Raw genomic sequence first — 14,714 nt, forward strand, 5'->3', positions numbered from 1 at the left:
TTGTTTTACAATATATATGTCTCCGTGTAAACAGTGCCATGGCGCTGCAATTGACTCGTGCCAGCTGGCGGCGGGTGCTTTGTGGCGCAATCTGACGACGATGTAATATCGCGGCTGGATCGCGCCACTATATAGTTGCGCGCCGAGGCAAAACAATTGACAGTCGGGAGAACGGCAATGGATCGAAGGGAATTTCTCGCGGGGGTCGGCGCGGTTGGTGGTGCATCGGTGCTGCTTTCGTCGGCGGCAGCCGGCGCCCAGGCGAATGCGCCGGTGGTTGCCAGCCGCGTGGCCATGCAGGAGTTGCTGCGCACCATCGACCAGCTGCAAGGCGAATTTCTATCCGAAAAATTCCGCATCGTCTCGCCCGGCGACATTGCCGAGGGCCAGCGACTGGTGCTCCACCTGCTGAACAGCGGTCTCAATTTCTGGCTCGAGGCGGATCTCTCGCGGCCGGTATTCACCTCCTATATCGCTCCGGCGCGCAAGCTGCTCGGCGACAATCCGGATGCCCTGTATTACTTTGCGCCGATTCGTGGTGATGGCCGGTACCGCATCCGCGGCAATCTCGCCGGCGCCACCTTCACCTCGTTCACGGTCGAGGGCGGGAGCGGTGAAGGCAATGCGGCGGCACGCTCCACGGCGGCGCTCGACGACAACACGTTGCAGGCGGATACGGAAGGCAATTACGAGATCATCGTCAGTGCGGACAAGCCCGCCGCGGGGAACTGGCTGCCATTGGAACCGGGTGCCGGACAGATCACCACGCGGCACTATTTCGAGAGTCGCAACTGCATCGTGAACCAGACTGCCTTCGAGGTTCCGGTGAGCATCGAGGCGCTGGATCCGCCACCGATTTCGCCGGCGCCCGATGACGCGGAAATCGCGCGTCGCATCGCCAATGTGAGCCGCCACGTGCGCGCGATGATGACCATTACGCTTGCGAGCGCGGCTTCCGGTCAGGGACGTCCGGCCTGGTTTTCGGTCATTCCCAACACTTTCAGCGCGCCCGGGCAATGGCTCAGCGAGACCGGCTACGGCAACCTGCATGCGCACTATGCCGCGGCACCGTTCGTGCTGATGCCCGACGAGGCGCTGTTGATCGAGGGCTCGCTGCCGCAATGCCGGTTCGCCAACCTGGTGCTGTGGAATCGCTACATGCAGACCTTCGATTCTGCGCGCCGCCAGGTGTCGCTGAACCGGGCACAGATGAAACTCGGCGAGGACGGACGCTATTGCATCGTGCTCGCGCATCGCGACCCCGGCCTGCCCAACTGGCTCGACACCGAAGGCCGCAGCAGCGGGCTGATGTACTGGCGTTTCCTGCTGGCCAGCACCGACGTGCCAACCCCCGCGGCCCGCGTCGTGAAATTCGCCGACCTCAAGTAAATGGGGTCAGAGTCAATTAACCGGAACACCCCCAGATGATCCGCCCTCCGCGCGCGCCGCTCGGCGTGCGGGCGCTCAACGGCTTGCTCGGCCTGGTGCCCGCGAAGCCGCTGAACAGCGCAACGCTGATCGATGACGCACGGCGCAAGGCCGGACTGCGCGATTTCGGCCCCGACGGCCCGTTCGAGGATGCGCTGTCGGTGCTGTGCGACTCGCTCGAACAGGAAGCCTCGCTGACCCCTCTGGGGCGCGTGCTGACCCGCACAATGCTGACGCAGGGCGTCGCCATCCAGCTGCAATTGCAGGACTGGATCCGCCGGCATCCCGAAATTCTCGAGCGCCCGATCGAGGCACCGCTGGTGATCATCGGCATGCCGCGCACCGGCACCAGCATCCTGCACGAACTGCTGGCACTCGATCCGGCGAACCGCTGTCCGCTCAGCTGGGAAGTGGCATATCCTTTCCCGCCACCGGAATCGGCCACTCATGACGACGACCCACGCATCGCGCGGCTGGCACGCGAGCTGCGGATCTCGCACTACCTGATGCCGGGCGTCGAGAACATGCACCGCATGGGTGCCACACTGCCGCAGGAATGCGTGTCGATCACCGCCTGCGTGTTCGTGAGCATGATCTACAACACGATTTTCCGCCTGCCCAGCTACACCCGCTGGCTTGGCGACGGTCCCGACTACAGCCGCGTCTATGCCTTTCACAGGCGCTTCCTCCAGTATCTTCAGTGGCGCTGTCCGGGCGAGCGCTGGGCGCTCAAGACACCGGCCCACCTGTGGCAACTCGAGGCGCTGCTGGCCGCCTATCCCGATGCCCGCCTGATACAGACACACCGCGACCCGCTGAAGACGGTGTCCTCACTGGCCAGCATGCTGCCGACGATGCGCACGGCTTACGCCAGGAACGTGAATCCGACGGAAGTCGCGCTCGAGTGGTCGGACAACGGCGCGAGCGCGCTGAATGCCTCGCTTGCCTCGCGCCGTGCCGGCGTCGTCACACCGGCACAGGTCATCGATATCCAGTTCGGCGACTTCATGCACGATCCGGCCGCACAAGTGCAGCGGGTATACGCGCATTTTGGCTTGCGTTTCAGCGAATCGTTCGCAGCAGCGATCAAGCGCTACATTGCCGAGAACCCGTCCGACAAGCACGGTGGTCATCGCCACCGCTTCGAGGACACCGGGCTGGAAGTGGCTCGCGAACGCCTGAAGGTTGCGCACTACCAGCAGTACTTCGCAGTCAGCTCCGAGATCTGATCGACTCTAGAGAATGCTGCGCAATGCATCGAGCAGCGCATTCGGCGCCTCGACCATCAGCGTGTGCCCGGAGTCGGCGAGCACCCGCACATCGGCGCCCGCCAGCGCCTGTTGCAGTGCCCGGGTGCTGCGTGGCGGCGTCAGGCGATCGTCGTTGCCGAGCACCAGCAGTGCCGGGCAGCGCACCGCGGCTGCACGCTCCAGACCCTCCACGAACGCGTTGCAGGCATTCATGTCGGCGTGCAGCACGCCGGGGCGCGAGCGTTCGAACAGGCGCAGCGTGGCCCCGATCATCCAGATGCCGGGATTGCTGTTGCCGCCGTACTGGTGGCGCTTGCTGTAACCCCATTGGGTCAGCATGTCGAAGGCGGCGTGCCGATCGGCCCGCGAGTCCTCGAGTAGCGCCTCGGAGACCGGCATCGGCACGGTGGTGCCGACCATCGCCAGCGCCGTGATACGCCCGGGGTAACGCGCCGCGCAATCGAGCGCCACCAGGCTGCCCATGCTGTGTCCCGCCAATGCAATCTTTTCGAGACCCAGCGCATCCAGCAATTCGACGACCCAATCCGCCATCGCCGCAACCGATTCCCTGCCCGGCCCCGAAGATCGTCCGTGACCCGGAAGATCGGGCACGATCACGTTGCGTCCATGGCGGGCGAAATGCCGGGCCGCCAGCGTCCACACCGTGTGATCCAGGCCGGCGCCGTGCAGCAACAGCACACTGCGCTTGCCCTCATCCAGCGCACGCCCGGCGGTAAAGCAATAGGCCTCGTGCTCGCCAACGCGGATCTTCATGACGAGTGCTCCGTGCTGGCCTTGGCCGCTGCACGCATGCCCTGTTTCAGATCGTCGATCAGGTCCGCGGGATCCTCGAGCCCCACCGAAAGGCGAATCGTGCCGGGACCGATTCCGGCCGCCGCCAGCGCCTGCGCATCCATCCGATGGTGGGTGGTGCTGGCCGGATGGATGACCAGCGATTTCGCATCGCCCACGTTGGCCAGATGCGAGAACAGATCAAGCGCATCGACGAATGCGCTGCCCGCTGCCCTGCCCCCCTTGATCTCGAAACTGAAAACCGCGCCACAGCCGCGCGGCAACAAGCGGCTCGCCAGGGCGTGATCGGGATGGCCCTCGAGTTCCGGGTAGCCGATCGACTCGACCTGTTCGTGGCCGGCAAGGAAAATCACCACCCGGCGCGTGTTGTCGACATGGCGCTGCATGCGCAAGCCCAGGGTTTCGATGCCCTGCAGAATGTGAAACGCCGAAGTCGGACTCATGCAGGCCCCGAAATCGCGCATGCCTTCCTTGCGCGCCCGGGTAATGAAGGCGGCAGGGCCGAATTCCTCGCTGAACACCAGTCCGTGAAACCCGGCATAGGGCTCGCTCAGGGTAGGAAATTTGCCACTCGCATCCCAGTCGAAGGAGCCTCCGTCGACCAGCAGCCCGCCGATCACGATGCCGTGACCACTGAGGAACTTGGTCGCCGAATGGATCACCAGGTCGGCGCCGAGTTGCAGCGGTTGCATCAGGTACGGCGTGGTAAAGGTCGCATCGACCAGCAACGGCAGCCCGGCCTGGTGCGCAACCGCGGCAACGGCCGGCACGTCGAGCACTTCGAGACCCGGATTGCCGAGCGTCTCGGCAAACACCAGCCGTGTCTCGGGGCGGATTGCCGCACCAAAGGCCTCCGGGTCACGCGCATCGACAAAAGTGGTTTCGATCCCAAAACGCGGCAAGGTGTAGGCGAGCAGATTGTGCGAGCCGCCGTAGAGCGAACGCGCCGCCACGATATGCGACCCGGCACCCATCAGCGTCACAATCGCCAGATGCAACGCGGCCTGGCCGCTGGCGGTCGCGATCGCACCGATACCGCCCTCCAGCGCGGCAATACGCTCCTCGAGCACCGCGTTGGTGGGATTGCTCAGCCGCGAATAGACATGACCGGTGCGCTCGATATTGAACAGCGAGGCGGCCTGGTCCGAGTCGCGAAAAACGAAGGAGGCGCTCTGGTAGATGGGGGTCGCGCGGGCGCCGGTTGCCGGATCGGGCTGTGCGCCCGCGTGCAGCGTCAGCGTGTCGAATGCCGGGTATTTTATGCCTGCCATGAGTTTCTCCTGATCGGGCGCGCAGCATAACCGCAACGCCGTGGGCGGAAAACCGCGCCGCTCAGGCTGGCCAGATGCAGGGCGAATGGCTGGCGTGCATGCAATACTCGACCGCAGGCGCTACTTCGGTTTGCCGGGCAGGATACCCATCTGCTTGCAGATGATCGACAGCATCACCTCGTCGGCACCGCCGCCGATCGAGGTCAACCGCGTATCCCGGTAGGCGCGCGCGATCGGGTTGTCCCACATGAAACCCATGCCGCCCCAGTACTGCAGGCAGGCATCGGTGAGTTCGCGGCTGAGACGACCGGCCTTGAGCTTTGCCATCGAGGCCTTCATGGTCACGTCCTCGCCGTTGATATAGCCCTCGACCGCATCGTAGGTCAGTGCGCGCAGTGCCTCGACCTCGGACTGCAGTTCGGCAAGACGGAAATGCACCACCTGGTTGTCGAGGATGGATCTGCCGAAAGCCTGGCGCTCGCGGGCATACTCGATGGTGGCGTTGATGCAGCTCTCGAGCCCCTTGAGTCCACCCGCGGCCGCATACAGGCGCTCTTCCTGGAACTGCAGCATCTGGTAGAAAAAGCCGGCTCCCTCGTCACCGATGCGATAGCGCTGCGGCACGCGCACATTGTCCAGAAACACCTGTGCGGTATCCGAGGAGCGCATGCCGAGCTTGTTCAGCCGCTCCGAAAACGAGACCCCGGGGATATTGGTCGGCACCACGATCAGGGACTTGTTCGAATGCGGCTTGCCCTCGCCGGTGTTGGCCAGCAGACACAGGAAATCGGCCTGGGTCGAGCTGGTGATCCACATCTTGCTGCCATTGATGAGGTAATCATCGCCATCCCGGGTGGCACGGGTCGTGATGGCCGCCACATCGGAGCCTGCGCCTGGTTCGCTGACCGCGATCGAGGCCACGTATTCGCCGGCGATCGCCGGTGCGAGAAACTCGCGGCGCAACTCGTCGCTGCCGAATTTCGCCAGCGCAGGCGTGGCCATATCGGTCTGCACCCCGATCGCCATGCCGACGCCACCGCATTGAACGCGTCCGAGTTCCTCGGAAAACACGATCTGGTAGCTGTAATCGAGGCCGAGTCCGCCGAATTCGGGCGGCTTGCTGATGCCCAGCAAACCGAGCTCGCCCATCTTGCGGAACAATTCGTGGGCCGGAAAGATACCCGCGGCTTCCCATTCCTCGGCGTAGGGATTGATCTCGCTGTCGATGAATTTCGCCGTGGTCGCGCGCAGTGCGCGGTGCTCGTCGCTGAATCGCATGTCTGCTCCTGAACTGTCCGATGATGAAAGAAAAACCAGGGTCAGAGACCAAACTGGCGCGCGGCCAGATCGCGCATGATTTCCTCCGACCCGCCGCCGATCGCGTTTACCCGCACTTCGCGATAGATCCGCTCGACACGGTTGCCACGCATGTAGCCCGCGCCACCGAGCACCTGCATGGCCTCGCGGGCGCAGAACTCCATGGTTTCGCTGGCCTGCACCTTGAGCAGCGCGATATCGCCGGGCTGCGGATTGCCATCGACGATCTGGCGCGAGCACAACTGGATATAGGCCTGGGTGGCGTTGATGCGCTGTTTCATCTGCGCGATCTTGTGCCGGATCACCTGGTGATCGGCCAGCCGTTTGCCGAAGGTCCGGCGCTCGCGTGCCCAGTTCACCGCTTCCTCGAGACACACCCGGGCGAAGGCCTCCATTCCGACCGCCATCGCCATGCGCTCGTTGTTGAAGTTCGCCATGATCACCAGGAACCCGGAATTCTCGGTCCCGATCAGGTTGCCCGCGGGAACCCGCACCTCATCGAAATAGATCGTCGCGGTATCCGAACACCACCAGCCCTGCTTGCGTGCGAGCGGTGTACGCGACACACCGTCGCAATCCGCGGGAACCAGCAACACCGATACACCGCGCGCGCCTTCGCCACCGGTACGCACCGCGGTGGTGAACCAGTTCGCGCCCATACCGCCCGAAATGAAGGTCTTGGAGCCGTCCACGACATAATGATCGCCGTCACGGCGCGCGGTGGTACGGATGCTCGCCACGTCGGAGCCGCCCGAGGGTTCGGTGATGGCCAGCGAAATACGCTTCTGACCGCGCATGATCGGCGGGATCACCTGCTGCTTTATCGCGGCCGAGGCGAAATTCACCACCGGCGGCAGGCCGATCCCGTGCACCAGCAGGGTACTGTTGATGCCGCCGAGGCTGGTGCGCGCCAGTTCCTCGGCCACGATGTTCTGGTGGTAGATATCGATTCCCTCGGATATGCCGCCGTATTCCTCGGGATAGCCCAGTTGCAGCAGACCAATGGCGGCGGCCTTTGCCCACAGCGCATCCGGTATCGTGCAAGCCTCGTCCCAGGCATCGACGTGCGGCATGATCTCGGCATCGACAAAGCGGCGCAATTGCGTGCGCCACTCCTCGTGATCCGCCCGCAGATTCGGGTCGGGGAGTCGTGCAGTGTCGAAGTCCAGGGACATGGCGTATTCCTGAGTCGTGTGTTGCTGGCGCGCAAAGCGCTCATCCCCACGGTAAATTACCGGATATCTTTTTTCAATTCGCAGAACAAGCGCTCAATTGCCTCAGCAGTCGAACGGGGCGTTCGCCGCGACCCTCCAGCCTGAATCAAGAGGAGATTCAACCGTTCAATATCGTGTCTTGCCGGTCACGGGATCATGCCGAGATCGGAGCCGGATGTTGCGCAACACGCGACATCGATGTGCGGGTGGCGCAACCGCGGTGGCGCGCGCCGCCCGAACACTCTCAACGCGCAAGCAGGGAGGCGATCCGCAGGCGCAACTCCGGCAGCAGTTGCTGTTCGAATTCCGGATGACGCTGGAGCCAGGGCGTGTTGCGTGGCGAGGGGTGAGGCAGCGGGACATATCGCGGAGCGAACTCGCGCCATGCCGCCGTCGTTTCGGCGAGTGTTCGCTTGCGGCGGATGCCCAGAAAATGGCGCTGTGCATATAGCCCGACCAGCAGCGTCAGTTCGATATGCGGCAGCATGGCCAGCAGTTGGTTGAGCCACCGTTGCGCGCATTCAGGTCGTGGCGGCAGGTCGCCGCCATTGCCCCGGCCGGGGTAGCAATAACCCATCGGAATGATCGCGACCCGCGATTCATCATAAAACTCTTCGTTGCTCACGCCCATCCATGCGCGCAGACGGTCACCGCTCGGATCGTTCCAGGGAATGCCGGTCTCATGCACGCGCGCGCCTGGTGCCTGTCCGACGATCAGGATGCGAGCGGTTGCGGCGGCACGCAGCACCGGACGCGGGCCAAGCGGCAGGTGCGCTTCACATACACGGCAAGCGCGCACCGCGAGCAGCAGATCCTCCAGTGAAATGTACTTCACTTCTTGCAATATTCGCTTCTTCGCTATCCTGGTCGAATCCCGGGCATCCGGGGCATGCGCCTCAGCGCAGCCTGATTTTTACTTTGGGCGGATATTTCGCCATCGTCGCACCATGCACCGCCATCAGTGGCCCCAGTGCGTAGGCCGGCGCCCACGCTTTTTCGATCAACACCGTTTTGCGCTCGCGCGGATCGAGATAGAGGTTGTACATATACCCGCTCGGTGGCAGCAGCAGGTGCACGTTGTCGAGCCCGCCAAAGTCATGAACATTGCCGCTGCCCACCTCCATTTCGGACAGCGCCATCTTGTAGTACCGCCAGCGCACGCCTGCCATCATGTCCGCGTTGTAATAAAAAATCGCCTCACGCGCCGACTGGCCATTGTCGGCCAGCAGGAAGCCACTCTGGTCGATCCCATCGATATAGCGATCCGCCGGGATCACCTTTTGCGCATCCACTCCTGCCAGCGACAGCGAGGTGTTGAACATGTCGCTCAGGTCGAACAGCCCGTCGGAAACGCGCCCGCCCTTGATCATCCCGGGCCACCAGAACAGCCCCGGCACGCGTACCCCGCCTTCCGTGGTCATTCCCTTGGCCCCGCGAAACGGGGTTACCCCGGAGTCGGGATAGCTGTCTTCTTCCGGTCCATTGTCCGAGGTGAAGAATACGAGCGTATTGTCGGCAACCTTCAACTCCTCCAGCAGCCCCGTCAGCCGCCCGACGATGTCGTCGACCTCGATCACGCTGTCGCGGTACACATCCTTTGTGGCCGAGCGCCCCACAAAGGCCCTGGACGGCATGTTGAAATAGTGAAGCTTCGCGAAATTATGCGACAAGTAGAAGGGCTTGCCCTCCTTTACCGCGCGCCGGATGAAGTCTTCGGAGAATTCAGCGAATTTCTGGTCGAGATCGCGACTATTCTCCCAGTTGATCGTTCCCAGCGCCTTGCCCCCGCCCGCCTTGGTCGCCCGCCACAAGGTCCGGTCGCCCGGCATCGAATGGAGTTCCGCCAGCAATTCAGGATCATTCGCCACATCGGTCGCACTCGGATGCTCCTCCTGATAGGCGTTGAGCACTCCAAGGAAGCCCTCGAATTCATCGAATCCGACCTGCCACGGACGCGAACCGTCTTTCTCTCCCAGATGCCATTTGCCCGAGAGCGCGCTGCGATATCCGGCGGCCGAGAGCAGCTTCGCCGCCAGGATCTCGCCTGAAATATCCGCCTTGTCGTTGAGCAGGGAAGGCATCAGCAGGCCTGAGCGCACCGGCAAGCGCCCCGTGTTGAGTGCCGCCCGCGTCGGTGTGCAGCTTGGTTGTGCATACGCGGAGGTGAGCTTCAGTCCTTCGCGCGCCAGGCGGTCGATATGCGGCGTCGGCGCGCCGAGCGACTCACCACCGCCATAGGCTCCCGTATCGCCGTAGCCCATATCATCGACTACGAGGAACAGGATATTGGGCGCCCGCCCCGTTCGCCTGCGCAATTCATCGAGCTTTGCTTTCACCGCGCGCGCTTGTTCGCGATGGACCAGCGCCGGCTCGAAATTCTCCGCAAAGCGCTCCGCTTTCAGCAAGGGAGACGCTCGGCTCATCGACCCCGGCGTCAGTGCGGCAGGGACGGACATCTGCGCCACCGCCGCACCAGCAGTCAACAGCAAGAGCAGAGCGAGCAATAGTTTCATCCTTGTTCTCCTGTACACATTGATTGCATCTCAATCGATCTGGGGCGAAGAGAGACGCGCGTGGCTGGCGCCATCGACCGGAATCACCGCCCCCGTGAGGTAGGCGGCACGCTCGCTGGCAAGAAACACTGCGGTTTGCGCAATATCCTCCGGCGTTCCCATCCTGCCGGCTGGAATCTGCTGCGCGAAGCGTGCCGCTCCGTTGTCAAAACCGCTCAGCCAGGCACGCATGCCGGGTGTATCCATCGCACCCGGCGCGATCGCATTGGCACGAATGCCGCGCGAACCGAACTCGACGGCAATGCTCTTCATGAGGCTCACCACCGCGGCCTTGGCGGCACCGTAGATCGTGAGTCCGGTCGCATGATTCAGGCCAGCCCCTGAAGAGGTCGCGAGAAAGCAACCCCTGCCCTGCTCGAGCATCAGCGGCAGCGCCGCGTGAACGCAGTAGAAAACCGCATCGAAATTGAGTGCCATGAGCTGGCGATAATCCTGCAGGCTCTGCTGCTCGACAGGGGTGGGAGTGGCACCACCCGCATTGCTGAACATGATGTCGATGGACCCGAGTTCGGTGCGTGCGCGATCGACCATCGACTGCACCTGAGTCGCATTGGTCACGTCGGCGACGTGTGCAATCGCACGCCCCGCGGGCAATGATGCCAGCGCACTCTCCAGCGCCCCGGCGTTGATATCGACCGCAAGCACGCGCGCGCCCTCGGCGACGAATGCGCGGGTGCAAGCGAGCCCGATGCCACTGGCAGCACCCGTGATGATGACGACTTTGTTCTGCAACTCGAGATCCATCAGTAAAGCTCCGACAATGCTGTTTCCTGAGATATATCCAATACCGGGCCACAGTCTTCATCCAATTCCGAGCCGCTGCCCACGGGGCCAGTATAACTTGCTCATTGTGTACTAGACCGGCTCGGCGAAGCCACGTGCTTCACGCTTATCGCTTTGGGCTCTCGGCTGCGCACGAGTGGCGACATTCTCGTGCAAACGCCAGAATTCGTTGCCGGTCTCGACGCAACGACAATGGTGCGCGAGCCGGTCCTGGATCCGCACCCGTGAACTGGCATTCAAGCCGGTGGGCGGTTCCTCGCCAAGCGCCTGTATTCTCCCGCCGATACCCCTTTTGGGTTCGAACCTGGCCAAGGAGATCCCGAAGCCGCAGCGATCCGTCGTTGCGAGGACGCATTCCTGGTAGCGGCTGAGGAGTCCTCCGAGATGTGCGTCGATTTCCTTCTGACTGTAATCAAGCGCATCCAGGCAGACGCAACCACTCACATTTGCCCGCGCGAGTGCGGCATCCGCATCATCGACGTCAAAATACACGGTCAGGATGCCTTCACCATGGCTAACGAGAAATGCCGAAACGGCAGAGTCGTGAACTCTGTTGGGGCTGGCTGCTTGTGCGGGCGCGAACGATCATTGTCCGGGGGCGAAGGAACGCCTGCAGCGCGCACAGAAACATGGACCGCATGATGCTCTTCATCTCTCTTCATTAAAGAAATACCATTGGAGGCACACAAACACCGACCGGCACTCGATCAAGGCCAAAGCGCGCGCCGCTTTCGATGTCGGGAGTCGGTTATTCGGTCAGTTGTTGCGCGGCCGAAGCCAGGGATGCAGCAACGTTGGCGCGCCCATATTCCTGATGGCAGAGAGGCCAACACATGCACAAGATACTGCGCTGCATCGCCGGCACAATGATTCTACTCACCGCTGGGCTGGCGCAAGCACAGGACACCTCCGCAAACCTGCCACATGCCGATCCTGTGTTCACCGGAAAGATCAGCCGGTTCGGAAAGGACTCAATCGGTGCTTTTCCGAAGCGCGTCACGGCACCAGCGGATGCTCCAAACATCCTTCTGGTGATGACTGACGATGTCGGCTTTGGCGCGGCGAGCACTTTCGGCGGACCGATCCCGACGCCCAACCTCGATCGCCTGGCAGCCCACGGCCTGCGCTACAACCAGTTTCATACGACCGCCATGTGCTCGCCGACGCGCGCGGCGCTGTTGACCGGACGCAATCATCAGGCCGTCGGTAACGGCACGGTGATCGACGGCGCCACCGGCTATCCCGGCTATTGGGCGACCATTCCACACAGTGCCGCGACGGTGGCACGGGTGCTGCGCGACAATGGCTACAACACCGCGATGTTCGGCAAGCATCACAACGTGCCGGTTTGGGAGAGTTCGGCCGCAGGGCCGTTCACCCAGTGGCCGACTTCGCTGGGTTTCGAGTACTTCTATGGATTCATCGGTGGTGACGCCGACCAGTGGGACCCAGTGCTCTACCGCGGGACCGAACGTACCGAGATCGACCAGGCGGCGGCACCGCGTAATGCCAAGCTACTCGACGAACGCCTCGCCGATGACAGCATCCGCTGGATTCACAATCAGAAGGCCGCTGACCCGACCAAGCCGTTCTTCATCTACTACGCCAGCGGGATCGCACACGCGCCGCATCAAGCACCTGCCGACTGGATTGCCCGCTTCAAAGGCAGGTTTGACGAGGGCTGGGATCAAGTGCGTCAGGAGAGCATCGCACGACAGAAGCTGCGCGGAATCATTCCGCCGTCCACCACGCTGACGCCACGACCACCCGATATCAATGCCTGGGATTCACAGAACCGCGACCAGAAACGTATTTCAGCCCGTTTCATGGAAGTCTATGCGGCCATGCTGGCCTATCAGGATTTCCAGTTCGGTCGGGTCCTGGATGAACTGGAGCGAATGGGTGAACTCGACCACACCTTGGTGATCTTCATCGAAGGCGACAATGGCGGCAGTGGTGAGGGCAGCCTGCAGGGAACCACCAACGAGATCGGTATGCTGGCCAACGGCGTCACGGAGTCCACGTCCTGGTTGAGCAGCGTACTGAGGCTGATGGGCGGACCCAAGACCTACGATCTTTATCCTGTCGGTTGGGCATGGGCAATGAACACGCCATTCCAATGGACCAAACAGATCGGCTCGCATTTCGGCGGCACGCGCAACGGCATGGTCGTGGCATGGCCAGAGCACATCGAGGCGCATGGGGAGGTACGCTCCCAGTTTCACCATGTTGTCGACATTGCACCGACCCTGCTGGACGCGGTGGGACTGAAGACCCCGGCCATGGTCGACGGTGTCGAGCAGCAGAAGATCGACGGCGTCAGCCTCGCCTACACCTGGGAGCAGGCGAGCGCACCCAGCCGCCATACCAGCCAGTACTTCGAACTGAATGGCAATGCCGCGATGTATCGTGACGGCTGGATCGCCAGCACGACGCCACGGCGTACGCCTTGGGGTGGCTTGCGCGCACCGAATCTGGATGAGACCGACCTGCATTGGGAGCTCTACGATCTGCGAAATGACTATTCGCAGGCCCATGACCTGGCAACCAAGGAACCAAAGAAGCTGGCTGAGCTGGTCGATCTGTTCTGGCAGGAAGCAAAACACAACAACGTGCTGCCCATGATCCCGAACGCGCCGAACGTGCCCGTGGGATATCAGGCAAGCCTGGTGAACTACGGCTCACACCGCACCAACTGGATCTACTGGGGCCGCGACATCACGGTCGCTTACGACGCAGCGCCGCCCATGGCTGCGCGCTCTTTCAGTATCACGGCGGAGGTTACGATCCCGCAAGGCGGCGGGAATGGTGTATTGGTCGCCAATGGTAGCTGGTTTGGCGGGTGGGTCTTCTATTTGAAGGATGGCCGGCCAGTGGCACACGAAGCGTTCTCGGAGCAGCCCAAGGACCAGTTCCATGTCGAGGCGGACACCGTGATTCCAGCGGGCAAGGCCACGATCCGTTTCGATTTCGACTTTGACGGTGGCGGGCCGGGAGGGGGTGGAACCATGCGCATCCTGGTCGACGGAAAGCAGGTTGCGAACGGCCGAATCGAGCGCACCATTGTACTGCGTGCCGGTCTGGGTGAGACCTTCGACATTGGCTACGATACAGGTGCACCTGTGATCGAGGACTACACGAAGGATGGGCGCTTCACCGGTGACATCGACAAGGTAACGGTTGAGTTGGGCCAGCCGGGCAAGCCCGGCTCGGTATACGCCGCCAAGGACAACTAGACGGTCAGTTGCCGCATCGAGACGCGAAAAATGCCGGGGCTGCCGGAGGGAACCGTCGCTGGGGTGCTGTTTCTGACCCCGGACGAGGCGAACCAACTATTGCACAAGGCCCGAGTTTTCCGTCGACAGAGCCAGAAATGCAGGGCTGTGCATGGATCGTCCGCCGGGATCCTGGTCAGGTCCATGCTCAGAGCGCGTTCACACCATCGCTGATGAACTCCACCAACGCACTCACCTGCTCCTGCGGAGTCAGCGGTGTCGCATTGAGCGCTTCCTGCCACGGCTGACCCGGGCGTCCGATGTCGCCCAGCGTGGCGTGAATGACGTTCATGATCATGCCCAGGTACCATTCGATCAGCGGCCGGGACGCGCCGGGAGCAACATCGTGCAGCATTTCAAGAATCGGCACATCAATGTATCTGTCAGACACCTGTGAGCGTAAGGGGTTATGTTCCTGGTGCAACTTCGCCAGGCAGCGCAGGAAGCGCCGGCCCGCAGCTTGTCGGTCGATGGCGAGCTTCGCCAGTGGCAGGCACAGGATCTCCACGATGTCGCGATGCTGCGGCGCTCGACCTGAAGCGAGCAATGCGTCGTACATACGCCGTCGATCGGCGTTGATCGACGGCAACCAGCGTTCCAGAATGGCTTTCACGAGCATATCCCGCCCGCCGAAGTGGTAGTGCAGTACGCCTTGGCTGATGCCCGCGGTGCGGTTTATGTCGCGCAGCGACACGGCGCCGACACCACGTTCGCCGAACAGTCGCTCGGCGGTATCAAGAATCCGCTTGCGCGTTCGCGCCGACGGGTCGGTTCGGGGGCGTGGCGGCAT

Annotated in this window: 12 protein-coding genes; 3 read left to right on the top strand and 9 right to left on the bottom strand. The window is 62.6% G+C overall.

From position 1 onward, the window contains the following. Nucleotides 1–177 precede the first annotated feature (177 nt). Nucleotides 178–1,389, top strand: coding sequence for a DUF1214 domain-containing protein (locus IPF49_01290; GenBank protein ID MBK6286279.1), 1,212 nt, complete (start codon nt 178–180; stop codon nt 1,387–1,389). A gap of 35 nt (nt 1,390–1,424) precedes the next feature. Further along, complete coding sequence (locus IPF49_01295) at nt 1,425–2,657, top strand: sulfotransferase (protein MBK6286280.1); 1,233 nt, start codon at nt 1,425–1,427, stop codon at nt 2,655–2,657. A gap of 6 nt (nt 2,658–2,663) precedes the next feature. Here IPF49_01295 and IPF49_01300 read toward each other — a convergent pair whose 3' ends face one another. From IPF49_01300 to IPF49_01335, 8 genes are all read right to left on the bottom strand, one after another. After that, nucleotides 2,664–3,452, bottom strand: a complete 789-nt coding sequence (locus IPF49_01300; protein ID MBK6286281.1) for an alpha/beta hydrolase — start codon at nt 3,450–3,452, stop codon at nt 2,664–2,666. Further along, entirely contained in the window at nt 3,449–4,762 is a 1,314-nt protein-coding gene (locus IPF49_01305) for an O-acetylhomoserine aminocarboxypropyltransferase (GenBank protein MBK6286282.1), read from the bottom strand. The genes IPF49_01300 and IPF49_01305 overlap by 4 nt, the downstream gene beginning before the upstream one ends. 120 nt (nt 4,763–4,882) lie before the next feature. Continuing rightward, on the bottom strand, nt 4,883–6,040 hold the full coding sequence (locus IPF49_01310; GenBank protein ID MBK6286283.1) for an acyl-CoA dehydrogenase family protein: 1,158 nt from the start codon (nt 6,038–6,040) through the stop codon (nt 4,883–4,885). Nucleotides 6,041–6,081: 41 nt separating this feature from the next. Continuing rightward, complete coding sequence (locus IPF49_01315) at nt 6,082–7,254, bottom strand: acyl-CoA dehydrogenase family protein (protein MBK6286284.1); 1,173 nt, start codon at nt 7,252–7,254, stop codon at nt 6,082–6,084. Nucleotides 7,255–7,537: 283 nt separating this feature from the next. Continuing rightward, nucleotides 7,538–8,137: a uracil-DNA glycosylase family protein gene (locus IPF49_01320; protein MBK6286285.1), complete on the bottom strand. Its 600-nt coding sequence runs from the start codon at nt 8,135–8,137 to the stop codon at nt 7,538–7,540. A gap of 52 nt (nt 8,138–8,189) precedes the next feature. After that, nucleotides 8,190–9,716: an arylsulfatase gene (locus tag IPF49_01325; protein ID MBK6286286.1), complete on the bottom strand. Its 1,527-nt coding sequence runs from the start codon at nt 9,714–9,716 to the stop codon at nt 8,190–8,192. A gap of 120 nt (nt 9,717–9,836) precedes the next feature. After that, entirely contained in the window at nt 9,837–10,610 is a 774-nt protein-coding gene (locus tag IPF49_01330; GenBank protein ID MBK6286287.1) for an SDR family oxidoreductase, read from the bottom strand. Nucleotides 10,611–10,721: 111 nt separating this feature from the next. Beyond that, nucleotides 10,722–11,141 carry a hypothetical protein gene (locus IPF49_01335; GenBank protein MBK6286288.1) on the bottom strand — a complete coding sequence of 140 codons (420 nt, stop codon included), beginning with the start codon at nt 11,139–11,141 and terminating at the stop codon, nt 10,722–10,724. Between the two features lie 539 nt (nt 11,142–11,680). Between IPF49_01335 and IPF49_01340 the strand changes: the two genes are divergently transcribed. Then, on the top strand, nt 11,681–13,885 hold the full coding sequence (locus IPF49_01340; protein ID MBK6286289.1) for an arylsulfatase: 2,205 nt from the start codon (nt 11,681–11,683) through the stop codon (nt 13,883–13,885). Nucleotides 13,886–14,072: 187 nt separating this feature from the next. On the opposite strand, the gene IPF49_01345 is transcribed toward IPF49_01340, so the two are convergent. Then, the gene (locus tag IPF49_01345; protein ID MBK6286290.1) at nt 14,073–14,714 is read right to left on the bottom strand and encodes a TetR/AcrR family transcriptional regulator; all 642 of its coding nucleotides are present in this window, start codon (nt 14,712–14,714) and stop codon (nt 14,073–14,075) included.

Source organism: Gammaproteobacteria bacterium (assembly GCA_016705365.1).
In the GTDB taxonomy this organism is placed as follows: Bacteria; Pseudomonadota; Gammaproteobacteria; order Pseudomonadales; family UBA5518; genus UBA5518.